Below are 11,238 nucleotides of genomic sequence, written 5' to 3'. Positions count from 1 at the left end.
GACATCAACGTCGGCGGACAGCAGAAGTCCAGAGCAACCACGGGCGGCTACGTCGTCCAGGGCCGAGGCGGCGCCGCGTGGTGCCCGATCGAACTTACAAGGCAGGTGTCGGCGGCGGCCCGCGTGCCAGATCCGTGCCAGAACGAGCGGTCAGCCAGCTCAACATGAGCTGCGGAAGTGCTGGATTTTCGGATCAGACTCCGCCGACCTCGGTGTCTGCGCTACACCACTCGGAACTGAGGGATGCTCCCAGGCGGGCAGACCATCACTTCATCGGGGCCGTGCAGCACGAGTGCCCGGCCGCCGTTCTCCATCAGGTATTGCCTTAGCCTTTCTCCCAGGTCCATGCGGAGGCCGTCACCCGTCAGGTTCTGGTCTGGTTCCAAGGAGAGCCATGGCTCCTTAAATGCGGTGATGCGGGTTACCTCGAGGTGTCGGCCATCGGCCATCAGGGCTGTTACAAGTACTTGGCTCATGTACTCCACCCTGTACTCCGAGGCAGCTCTGCGCCCATGTGGCTGAGCCAGCCGCCGTACGCAGGCGCCGTGGCGTGAGGCAACGTACAGCAGCGAATGCAGCATCTACAGCAACCGATGGCGACCGACAACGGACACAAGCCCACGGCTGACCAGCCCGGGAGACCTCAGCGACCTCCCCGCCGGTAGTTCGGGACGAGAGGGGCAGCCCGTGGCTTACGGCAGCCAAGCGCACACCCGAACGTCAGCCACCGTCATGCCGGTAGTTCGCATCGAGACGCACACGGCGCAGCACCCCCACTCGGGCCGTCTCCGGGGCCGTGCGGGGGCGCTCAGCGGTGACCGACGACGACAACCGCCGACAGCTCATCCGCAGCTCAGGCGATCGATCGACAACTCAGGCCCTGGCCAGGGATCCGGCGCGTCACTTCCAGCGCTACTGAGCAGGCTTCGGCGCGGCGGCCGGGACGGTTTCCGGGCCGGCGCCGGGACGGTACCGACGCGGTACCGACCCGCCCCGGCGCGGCCCTGGCACAGCGGCGACCGGCGTACGCCCCTCATCAGCGCCTTCTCCGCGCCGCCCCATCGGGTCATGCGCGCCCTCTTGCTGCCGTCCCTCAGGACTGCGACTCTGAGAGTCCCCCCACTTGTGAACTTGTGAATCGGTTCTCTAACGGCCCGATCCACCAAGGAGGTGGCTCCGTCCATGCTCGTCCGTGACGCCATGAGCACGGTGGTCCTCACCATCGGACCCGCACACACACTCCGCCAGGCAGCCCGCCTGATGGCCGCGCGATGCATCGGCGCAGCGGTCGTCCTCGACACCGACGCCGACGGACTCGGCATTCTGACCGAGCGCGACATCCTCAATTCGGTGGGTATGGGGCAGGACCCCGACCGGGAGACCGCCGGCACCCACACCACCACCGACGTCGTCTTCGCCGCACCGTCCTGGACCCTGGAGGAGGCGGCCGAGGCAATGGCGCACGGCGGCTTCCGTCATCTGATCGTGCTGGAGAACGGCGGCCCGGTCGGCGTCGTCTCCGTGCGCGACATCATCCGCTGCTGGGCCCCGGTCCGGCGCCGGACGGCCACTCTGACCGGCTGAACGACAGGAGGGCCGGATCCCTGACCAGGGGGTCAGGGATCCGGCCCTCCGCTCGACGGCAGCCGGTCCCAGGTCCTAGCCGCGAAGAGCCTGGACCGCGGCGTCGAGCCGCTTGCCGAAGTCTCCGTCCGCCTGACGGAAGTTGTTGACCGCGCGCTCCGCGATGTCGTCGCGCGACACCTTCGAGATGAACTGCGCAAGGTTCTCGATCAAACGAGTCTTTTCGTCCTCGGACATCAGGCGGTAGAGGTTGCCCGCCTGGACGAAGTCGTTGTCCTCGGCATGCGCGGGCGCCTCGTGGTCGCCGGTGGCACCGGACACCGGGATCGGCCGCCACAGCGGGCGGTCGGTCTGGCGCGGTCCGCCGAAGCTGTTCGGCTCGTAGTTCTTCGCACCCTTGTGGCGACCGTCGTACAGGAAGCCGTCACGGGAGTTGGTGCGCGCCTCGGTGGCGCGCGGGCGGTTCACCGGCAGGTGGTCTGCGTTGATTCCGACGCGGTAGCGGTGTGCGTCGCCGTACGCGAACAGGCGGCCCTGGAGCATCTTGTCCGGGGAGGGACCGATGCCCGGCACGAAGTGCGCGGGGCTGAAGACGGACTGCTCGACCTCCGCGAAGACGTTCTCCGGGTTGCGGTTGAGCTCCAGCTTGCCGATCTCGATCGGCGGATAGTCCTCGTGCGGCCAGACCTTGGTCAGGTCGAACGGGTTGAAGCGGTAGTCCGCCGCCTCGGCCGCCGGCATGATCTGGACCTGCACGGTCCAGGTCGGGAAGTCACCGCGCTCGATGGACTCGCGGAGATCGCGCTGGTGGGAGTCCGGGTCCACGCCGGAGAGGCGGTTGGCCTCGTCCGTGGTCAGGTTCTTGATGCCCTGGTCGGTCTTGAAGTGGTACTTGACCCAGAAGACCTCGCCGGCCTCGTTGTTCCACTGGTAGGTGTGCGAGCCGTAGCCGTTCATGTGACGGTACGAGGCGGGGATGCCGCGGTCGCCGAACAACCACGTCACCTGATGGGTGCTCTCCGGGCTCAGACCCCAGAAGTCCCATACGTTGTCGGCTTCCTGGCTGCCGGTGTACGGGTCGCGCTTCTGGGTGTGGATGAAGTCCGGGAACTTGATGGCGTCCTTGATGAAGAACACCGGGGTGTTGTTGCCGACGAGGTCGTAGTTGCCTTCTTCGGTGTAGAACTTCAGCGCCCAGCCGCGCGGATCACGCACCGCGTCGGCGGACCCGAGGTTGCCCGCGACGGTCGAGAACCGCAGGAAGGTCTCGGTCTGCTTGCCGACCTCGGAAAGGAACCCGGCGCGCGTCCACTGCGAGACATCGCGGGTCAGCGTGAAGGTGCCGTAGGCGGCGGCGCCGCGCGCGTGGACGACCCGCTCCGGGATGCGCTCACGGTTGAAGTGCGCGAGCTTCTCGAGCAGCAGCTGGTCCTGCACCAGAACCGGCCCGCCGACGCCCGCGGTCTCGCTGTTCTGATTGTCGGCGACCGGCGCTCCGGCCTCCGTGGTGAGCGGTCCTAGCGTCACGTGCGCCTCCTGCGTCATTGCCTGCGAGTCCTGTCCCTCGGCGTTTTCCTGACTGCGATCCTACAATGGACTTTGTCTAAGTCAAGCAAGCATCTAAAGTCACACCCGTTCGGGACCTGGCTCCCACCACTGTTAGGCTGGTCCTTATGAGTGACCTTCTTGAACGACTCCGCGGACGCGGCTGGCGCATGACTGCCCAGCGGCGCGTCGTGGCCGAGGTCCTCGACGGCGAACATGTCCATCTGACGGCCGACGAGGTGCACGCTCGCGCCGTGAAGAGACTCCCGGAGATCTCCCGGGCGACCGTGTACAACACGTTGGGCGAACTGGTGAGCCTCGGCGAGGTGCTCGAGGTCTCGACGGACCGTCGCGCCAAGCGCTACGACCCGAACGCGCACCGACCGCATCAGCACCTCGTGTGTGCTCAGTGCGGCGCGATCCGTGACGTACACCCGTCGGGCAATCCGCTGGCCGACCTCCCGGACACGGAGCGCTTCGGCTTCACGGTCTCGGACGTCGAGGTGACGTACCGCGGCACCTGCCCGAACTGCGCATCCGCGTAGCACCCGGCTTTCGCAGCCCCCGGCACACACGCCGGGGGTTGCGCGCATCCACGGACGCGCGAATCGCCGCATGCAGAACGCCGCATACGATCGCCGCACCATCGGCCCTGTGAATCGACGCGCACACGCCGAAGGCCCGGATCCTTGAGGATCCGGGCCTTCGGCTGTGAGTAGCGGGGACAGGATTTGAACCTGCGACCTCTGGGTTATGAGCCCAGCGAGCTACCGAGCTGCTCCACCCCGCGTCGGTGAACCCAACCTTACGGGCCCCCGCCGACCAGCGCAAATCACTGTGAGGTGACCTGCGCAACACTACGCGGTGAGCTCCTGGAGCAGCGCCTCGCGCAGCCGCGCGGCCCGCTCCGCCACCTCGGCGGGCCCCAGCTCGACCGCCCTGGTGCACCAGAGCTGCCCCTCGGTCAGCTCGCCCCTGCGCGCCGCGAGCAGCGCGAGACGCAGTGCAGCCCTGCCGTGCCCGGCCCGGGCCGCACGGGCCCACCACAGGGCCGCCTCGCGCTCGCTGCCCTCGCGAGCGAGCAGCAGCCCGAGGTTGAACGCGCCGTTACGGCTGCCGGCCTCCGCGGCCTGCCGGTACCAGCGGGCGGCCTCGGCCATGTCGCCGCGCGCCGCCGCGAGCATGCCGACGCGCACCTGGGCACGCCGGTGCCCCTGCTCGGCGGCCCGCTCGTACCACTCCTCGCACTCGCTCTTCTCCGTCATCGGCTCACCGAGGGCCGGTGGTGCGGACGGCGGCTGACGGGAGTCGAGCACGGTGGCGAGCCGGAAGGCTGCCTCGGCACTGCCGCCGCCCGCCGCACACCGCAGATGGCGCTCGGCGCCGTGCTCGTCACCGTCCCTGAGCAGGGCGATGCCGACCTGGAGAGCGGCCTCGGTGTGGCCTTGGGCCGCGGCCCGCTCGTACCACGACAGTGCGGTGCGGTCGTCGTCGCGACCGACGTGGAGGATGCCCAGGTTGAAGGCGGCGTCGACGCTGCCTGCCTCCGCGGCCTTGGAGAACCACGGCTCGGCGCCGCTCGCGTCGCCGGCCTGCAGGAGCAGGACGGCGAGTGCGTTGGCGGCCTCTCGGTGCCCTGCGTAGGCGGCGCGGCGGTACCACTGCTCGGCCTGGGGCGTACGGTCCTGGGCGGCACAGAGCAGCCCGAGGTTGTACGCACCGTTCACGTCACCGGCGTCCATGGCGGCGCGGTACCAGCGCTCCGCGGTCTGGTGCTCACCGCGGGCTGCGTGCAGGGCGCCGAGGGCGTTGGCCGCATTGCCGTCGCCGTCCTGGGCAGCGCGCAGCCACCACACGGCGGCGCTCTCCTCGTCCCCGGCGTCGCGCAGCAGGAACCCGAGCGCACAAGCGGCCCGGGCCTCCCCGTCCTTGGCCGCGGAGAGGTACCAGCGCCCGGCCTCCTTGAGCTCGCCGCGCTGCTCGAGGATGGCCCCGAGGTGCAGCGCGGCACGGCGGTGTCCCCGCGCGGCGGCCTGCCGGAACCACTGTGCGACCTCGTCGAGCAGCGCGGGCTCGCCTTCGCCCGCGCTGTCGGGTGCGTCCGGACCGGCCGCGTCCCCACCGGGACGAGCCTGAAGCCCGGCGTCATCAGGGCGCCCGGGCAGGCCGGAGCGAACCTCACCGCTCGCGCTGTCCGCGGCACCGCCCGTACGGCCTCGCTCGGCCATGTCCCCGTCGGCGCGGGCGACGCCGGCACGGCCACCCGCCTGACGCGCGGCACCGGCGCGCCCCATGCCGGTGTCCGCGGGGACACCCAGCCGCAGAGTGCCCGTGTCCTCACCACTGCCGGCCTGCGCCGCCGCACGGCGCTCCAGCGTGCGGGCGAGGCGGTACGCGGCCTCGCGATGGCCCTGCTCGGCGGCGGCACGCAGCCAGCGCTCCGCGCCCACGTCGCTGCGGTGCTCCAGAAGATCGGCGAGGGCGTAAGCCCCCAGCGCGTGGCCCTGCTCGGCGGACTGGCGCAGCCAGTACTCCGCGGCGGGCTCGTCGCCGCGCTCGCGGAAGTGGCGCCCCAGGGCGTGCGCCGCCGCCGCGGAACCGGCGACGGCGGCGATGCGCCACCATCCGGCCGCCTCGTCGGCGTAGCCACGCTGATGAAGGAGGACACCCAGGTTGTTGGCGGCGGCGCGGTCGCCCTCTGCCGTGGCACCGCGCAGATAGTGCTCGGCGCCGTCCAGGTCGCCGCGGCGCAGCAGCAGCGCACCGAGCACGCTCATCGACGCGGTGTCGCCGCCGTCGGCGGCGCTGCGATGCCGGGCCTCGGCCCCGGCGGTCTCCACCGCATCGGTGCCCGCCGCGCCGGCCGCTCCCGCGTTGTCAACGTTGTCGATGCGCCCGGCAGCGCTGATCTCGTCGCGCGCGTCCCCCGCATGCGGCTGCACAAACCGCCCTGTCTCCAACAGCGTTGCCCTGTCCCCCATAGATTCCATCGTCGCACCACCTGTAACCCGCGTACACCTGGTATACCGCGGCCAGTGAGGTCACTTCAGCGTTTTGTCGACATGCCCACAGAACGACAAGTGAAACACGCCCTGCCTCAACTCGTGCCCCGCGGCACGCACTTCACGCGACAAGCCACTCGGAAGTGCGCCGCACAGGTACGGGACAGCATGAAGAGGACCCGGATCCTCAAGGATCCGGGCCCTCTTCTTCGAGTAGCGGGGACAGGATTTGAACCTGCGACCTCTGGGTTATGAGCCCAGCGAGCTACCGAGCTGCTCCACCCCGCGTCGTTGTGTTGCAACCGTACCACGACGCGGGGATGGCCCTGCTCAGTCCCCTTCTGCCGGAGCCTTGGAGTCAGGCTTGGCCTGCGCATCGGCCGCACGCTGCAGCGCCGCCTCCAGGTCGGCCTGCGCCTTGCCGTACGCGGCCCAGTCCGTCGGTTCCTTCTCGAGCGCCGCCTTGGCCGCGTCGTACGCCTTCTGCGCGTCCGCGATCGCGGCCTTGAGAGCCGCGTCACCCGTCGCCGGCGGCTCGGTGGTGCCGTCGCCCGGTGGCGGGGTGGTCGGCGGCGTCGTGTCCGCGCCGTCCGCGCCGAACACCTGGCTCAGCGCATCGCTCAGGTTGTCGCCGAAGCCGATCTTCTCGCCGTAGACGACCGCCACCTTGCTCAGCAGCGGGTACTCCGAGCCACGGCCCTGGGCGTAGATGGGCTCGACGTACAGGAATCCGCTGTCCAGCGGCACCGTCAGCAGATTGCCGTACTTGATCGTCGAGTCCGCGCCCTTGAGGTCCCGGACGAAGTTGGCGACCGGCCGGTACTGGTTGAGCCTGTTCTGGACCTGCTCGGGACCGTCGACCTTGTCGTCCGTCACCCGCATCAGTCTGATCTTGCCGTAGTCCGCACTGTTGGCATCGGCGTCGATCGCCATGAAGGCACGGAGGTTGGGCCGGCCGCTGGGGGTGAACGTCGTCGTCAGTGAGAACTGCTGAGCGTCCTGACCCGGCATCTTCATCGACAGGTAGTACGGCGGAACCGCCTGGTTGTCCGTCGTCCTGGTCGGATCGTTCGGTACCTGCCAGGCGTCACTCGCGTTGTAGAACTGGTCGGGCTCAGTGACGTGGTACAGGGTCAGCAGCTCGCGCTGCACCTTGAACATGTCCTGCGGATACCGGAGATGGGCCTTCAGGTCGGCCGGGATGTCGCCCTTCGCCTTGACCGTGCCGGGGAAGGCCTTCATCCAGGTCTTCAGGACCGGGTCCTTCTCGTCCCACTCGTACAGCGTGACGGTGCCGTCGTAGGCGTCGACGGTGGCCTTGACCGAGTTGCGGATGTAGTTGACCTGGTTCTGCTGCGCCACCACGGCGCGCTGCCGGTCGGTCAGCGAGTCCGCGGTGGTGGACCCCAGCGTCGTACGCGAGGCGTACGGGTAGCCGTTGGTGGTCGTGTACGCATCGACGACCCACTGGATCCGCTTGCCCACCACGGCGGGGTATGCGTCGCCGTCGATGGTCAGCCACGGAGCGACCGCCTCGACACGCTCCTTGGGCGTGCGGTTGTAGAGGATCTTCGAACCCTCGCCGATCGCGCCCGAGTAGAGGATCTGCGGCTCGCTGAGCGCGACGGCGTAGGCGGCCCGGTTGAGCGGGCCGGAGAGGTCGATGCCGCCCTTGCCCTTGTAGCTCGTGGTGACCTGACCCCCGCCGTCCTCCTCGTAGTCGAGCTCCTTCTGGGGCCCGCCGACGATCGAGTACTGCGAGGTCTTCTCGCCGTAGTAGATCCGCTGCTGGTAGTCGCCGAGGCTGCCTTTGGACGGAAGGCCCGACTCGATGAAGTCCGGGGCACCCGAGGTGCCCGCGGCCGTGTCCGTGCCCTTGGCCGCGACCGCGCCGTAGCCGTGGGTGTACGTGAAGTGGTCGTTGATCCAGTTCCGCTTGTCGACCCCGGCGAGGTTCAGCTCACGCAGACCGATGACCGTGTCCTGGCCCTTGTAGCGGTCGACGTCGAGGGTCTGCGGGAACTGGTAGTACTTCCGCTCCTGCTCCAGCTGCTGGAAGGTCGGAGAGACGATGTTGGGGTCGTTGATCCGGTAACTGGCCGCCGACGCGGCCTCCTTGCGCTGCTGCTCGCCCGGCCTGAGCGCGCCCGTGCCCGAGTAGTCGGTGGGCTTGACGGTGTCGATGCCGTACGCCTTGCGGGTGGCATCGATGTTCTTCCTGATGTACTCGGCTTCCTTGGCCTGCTCGTTCGGCTGGACCTGGAACTTCTGCACGATCGCCGGGTAGAGGCCGCCGATCAGGATCGCCGACAGCACCATCAGTCCGAAGCCGATCACCGGTAGCTGCCAGGTGCGGCGCCACAGCGTCGCGAAGAACAGCAGAGCGCAGATGATGGCGATGCAGAAGAGGATCGTCTTCGCCGGCAGGTACGCGTTCGCGTCCACGTACCGCAGACCCGTCCAGTTGCTGGTCGCCTTGAAATCGCTGGACTTCACGGCGAGCCCGTAGCGGTCGAGCCAGTACGCGACGGCCTTGAGCGAGACGAAGACCCCGAGCAGCACCGACAGATGACCGGTGGCCGCGGCGGTCGCCCGCGCGCCGGGGCTGGTGACACGCAGCCCGCCGTACAGATAGTGGGTCAGCGCGGCCGCGATCAGCGACAGCACGGCGGCCGCGAAGCCGAAGCCGAGCAGGAACCGGTACCAGGGCAGGTCGAAGGCAAAGAACGACACGTCCATGCCGAACTGCGGATCCTTCTGACCGAAGGACACACCGTTGACCCACATCAGCCAGGTACGCCACTGGCTGGTGGCGGAGGCGCCGGCGATCAGCCCGACCAGAGCGGTGACCGCGAGGAGCACCCACTTCTTGTAAGGGGCGATGCCCATGCGGTAGCGGTCGAGGCTCTGCTGCTCCAGTGACATCGCGCTGAGCGGCGGCCGCAGCCGGTGCGCCAGCCAGATGTTCACCCCCACGGCCGCTGCCATCAGCAGACCGAAGACGGCGAACAGGCCGATCTTGGTCCACAGCGTGGTGGTGAAGACGGAGGAGTACCTGACGGAGCGGTACCAGAGCCAGTCGGTCCAGAACCCGGCGAACATGACGAACACCATGGCCAGCGCGGCCAGGACGCCCAGTGTCATGAGCAGGGTGCGGACACGCCGGGAGGGCCGGCCCACTCTGATCCGTGGCCCGGTCGGGCCTCCGCCGCGGTCCGGCATCTGGAAAGCCAACGTGCGCACCTCGAAGTTCGCGGTTGTGTGAAACGGGCCCCGCGATCGTAGAGCCCACTCATGCAACTTACTGAGGCTTTACCTAGTTCCCGTCCCGGGCCCGGAAGGAGGCAGGATATTGGTCATGTCCAATGTTTCTTCTTCCGGCCCCCCGATGGCCGCGAGCCCCCTCACCCGCGCCGTGCTCGAGATCGATGAGTACGCCTCAGGGCTCGGCTGGGACCAGCCCGCCCGCCTCTTCGCACTCGTCGACACCGCTCAGCTGCGCTCCCAGGAGCCGGGCCTCGCGGCCCAGCTCGGTCTCGACGAGGCCGACGCGGCCGCGCCGCTCACCCCGATCGAGCAGGACGAGATCCCTGCCGGCACCGCGCTGGACGAGTTTCTCGGCACGATCGCCTGGCCCGACACAGTGACCGGCTGCGCGCTGACGGTGGAGCGGCTGATGCTGCCGCCGTCCGCGGAGGACGCCGTTCCCGACGGCCTCGACGAGGCGGACCTGACCAAGTGGGTCGCCCGTCACCCGGACCGGCAGGAGGTCCGCATGACGGTGGCCGTGCTGCGCGACGGTGCGCGCGAGTCGGCCCTGCGCCTGCGTGAGAAGGACTCCCCGAACGAGGTCCTCACCGGGGCCGATCTGGTTCCGGGCCTGGCGGAGGCTCTGTCGGCGACCTTCGAGGCGTAGCCGGGCCCGGCGCAGGGCGCTGCTCCCCGGCCGGGGAGCAGCGCCCTGCGCCGTGCTGTCAGCTTGCGGAGCAGGCGGGCAGCCCCGCCGCATCGCCCGAGCGGATCTTCGCGAGCGCCTTGGTCGCGTCGCCGATGGTGCTCACCTTCACCAGCGTCAGTCCGTCGGGGACGTCGGATGCGGCCGCCGCGCAGTTGTCGGCCGGCGTCAGGAAGTACTGCGCGCCGGCCTCGCGCGCGCCCACGAGCTTCATCCGGATCCCGCCGATCGGGCCGACCTTGCCGCTGTCGTCGATCGTGCCGGTGCCGGCCACGAACTTGCCGCCCGTCATCTGGTCGGAGGTGAGCTTGTCGACGATCCCGAGGGCGAACATCAGACCCGCGCTGGGGCCGCCGACATCGGCGAGGTTGATGTCGATGCCGAACGGGAAAGTGTGGTCCGTTCCGGCCTGGATGCCGACGATCGCCCTGCCCTTGCCGTCGCCCGCCTTCACCGTGGTGATCGTGATCTTCTCGGTGCCCTGCGGTTCCCTGCCCGCCTTCTCCGCGGCGGCTGCGTCGTCCGCCGGGACGATCGTGAAGGCGACCCTCTCACCGGGCTTGTGCTTCACGACGAGCTTGGCGACGTCCGCGGGCGCCTTGACGGGCGTGCCGTCAACGGCGCGGATCACGTCACCGGCGTGCAGCTTGTTCTCCGCCGGGGTGTCCTTGACGACGGAGGAGACCACGACCCGGGACTGCACCGGGATCTTCAGCTGCCGCATCGCGGCGACCTTGGCGCTCTCCTGCGACTGGGTGAACTCCTCGGCGTTCTCCTGTGTCGACTGCTCCTCGGTCTTGCCGCCCGGGTAGAGCGTGTCGTGCGGCACCACCACATTGTCGTGGGCCAGCCAGCCGTAGACGGCTTCGACGAGGTTCATCCGGTAGTCCGCGCCGGTGACCCTGACGGTCGTCATGTTGAGGTGGCCAGAAGTCGGATAGGTCTTGCGGCCGGAAATCTTGAGCACCGGCTCACCACGCGCGGCACCCAGGGTGTTCACCGTCGGCCCGGGCGACATCTCCGAGTACGGCACGGGAAAGAACACCCCTGCGCAGAGCAGCGCGATGAAGATGAGGGTGGAGGCGAGCATCGTCGCAGTGCGGCGTGGCATGGAACGACAGTACGGGACGGGCCTGTGAGCGCACCGCCGGG

At 69.1% G+C, this 11,238-nt stretch carries 8 protein-coding genes and 2 tRNA genes; 3 read left to right on the top strand and 7 right to left on the bottom strand.

Annotation, left to right across the window (positions count from 1 at the left end):
* Positions 1-221: 221 nt before the first annotated feature.
* Complete coding sequence (locus ACFYWI_RS21640) at positions 222-476, bottom strand: hypothetical protein (RefSeq protein ID WP_389234829.1); 255 nt, start codon at positions 474-476, stop codon at positions 222-224.
* 706 nt (positions 477-1,182) lie between these two features.
* Here ACFYWI_RS21640 and ACFYWI_RS21635 point away from each other — a divergent pair.
* Positions 1,183-1,584, top strand: coding sequence for a cyclic nucleotide-binding/CBS domain-containing protein (locus ACFYWI_RS21635; RefSeq protein ID WP_389234826.1), 402 nt, complete (start codon positions 1,183-1,185; stop codon positions 1,582-1,584).
* Between the two features lie 75 nt (positions 1,585-1,659).
* Here the strand turns inward: ACFYWI_RS21635 and ACFYWI_RS21630 are convergent, their stop codons facing one another.
* Complete coding sequence (locus ACFYWI_RS21630; protein ID WP_389234823.1) at positions 1,660-3,111, bottom strand: catalase; 1,452 nt, start codon at positions 3,109-3,111, stop codon at positions 1,660-1,662.
* A 146-nt stretch (positions 3,112-3,257) separates the two neighbouring features.
* Here ACFYWI_RS21630 and ACFYWI_RS21625 point away from each other — a divergent pair, with 146 nt between their 5' ends.
* Positions 3,258-3,674 carry a Fur family transcriptional regulator gene (locus tag ACFYWI_RS21625; RefSeq protein ID WP_389234820.1) on the top strand — a complete coding sequence of 139 codons (417 nt, stop codon included), beginning with the start codon at positions 3,258-3,260 and terminating at the stop codon, positions 3,672-3,674.
* Between the two features lie 171 nt (positions 3,675-3,845).
* Here the strand turns inward: ACFYWI_RS21625 and ACFYWI_RS21620 are convergent.
* From ACFYWI_RS21620 to ACFYWI_RS21605, 4 genes are all read right to left on the bottom strand, one after another.
* A tRNA-Met gene (locus ACFYWI_RS21620) sits at positions 3,846-3,919 on the bottom strand.
* Between the two features lie 67 nt (positions 3,920-3,986).
* Positions 3,987-6,119 (bottom strand): sel1 repeat family protein, encoded by a 2,133-nt coding sequence (locus ACFYWI_RS21615; RefSeq protein ID WP_389234818.1) that lies wholly within the window; start codon positions 6,117-6,119, stop codon positions 3,987-3,989.
* Between the two features lie 226 nt (positions 6,120-6,345).
* A tRNA-Met gene (locus ACFYWI_RS21610) sits at positions 6,346-6,419 on the bottom strand.
* Between the two features lie 42 nt (positions 6,420-6,461).
* A complete protein-coding gene (locus ACFYWI_RS21605; protein WP_389234850.1) occupies positions 6,462-9,353 on the bottom strand; it encodes a UPF0182 family protein in 2,892 nt (963 codons plus the stop codon).
* Positions 9,354-9,489: 136 nt separating this feature from the next.
* Between ACFYWI_RS21605 and ACFYWI_RS21600 the strand changes: the two genes are divergently transcribed.
* Complete coding sequence (locus ACFYWI_RS21600; protein ID WP_389234815.1) at positions 9,490-10,047, top strand: PPA1309 family protein; 558 nt, start codon at positions 9,490-9,492, stop codon at positions 10,045-10,047.
* Positions 10,048-10,105: 58 nt separating this feature from the next.
* On the opposite strand, the gene ACFYWI_RS21595 is transcribed toward ACFYWI_RS21600, so the two are convergent.
* A complete protein-coding gene (locus tag ACFYWI_RS21595) occupies positions 10,106-11,197 on the bottom strand; it encodes a PDZ domain-containing protein (RefSeq protein WP_389234812.1) in 1,092 nt (363 codons plus the stop codon).
* Positions 11,198-11,238: the final 41 nt, after the last annotated feature.

Origin of the sequence: Streptomyces sp. NPDC002889 (assembly GCF_042888425.1) — a bacterium.
Lineage (GTDB): Bacteria > Actinomycetota > Actinomycetes > Streptomycetales > Streptomycetaceae > Streptomyces.
The sequence above is the reverse complement of the archived record's forward strand: the minus strand, read 5'-3'. Positions and strand labels throughout refer to the sequence as shown.